Origin of the sequence: Streptomyces sp. GbtcB6 (assembly GCF_019091475.1) — a bacterium.
GTDB classification, from domain to species: Bacteria; Actinomycetota; Actinomycetes; order Streptomycetales; family Streptomycetaceae; genus Streptomyces; species Streptomyces hyaluromycini.
The window spans coordinates 1-280 of sequence record NZ_JAGXJL010000254.1 but is presented as its reverse complement, the minus strand read 5'-3'; the positions used below and the strand labels follow the sequence as shown (position 1 = coordinate 280).

Sequence of the window (280 nt, the reverse complement as noted above, 5' to 3'; positions counted from 1 at the left end):
CCACACCGCCCCCGGTGCCGTCGCCGAGGCGCTGCGCTGGCGGCACAACACCCTGCCCGCCGCCCGCGAACGCCCCGCCCAGCTCGGTCTGGACGGGGCCGCGTTCCCCTGGCGGACGATCGCCGGCTCGGAGGGCTCCGCCTCCTGGCCGGCCGGCACCGCCGCCTTCCACGTCAACGCCGACGTCGCCGACGCGGTGGTCCGCTATGTCGCCGCCAGCGGCGACACCGACTTCGAACGGGACACCGGCGTCGAACTGCTCGTGGAGACCGCCCGGCTG

At 76.8% G+C, this 280-nt stretch carries 1 pseudogene; it reads left to right on the top strand.

The features are described 5' to 3' along the window. A pseudogene (locus KVT45_RS55315) lies at positions 1–280 on the top strand (family 65 glycosyl hydrolase); the annotation flags it as partial.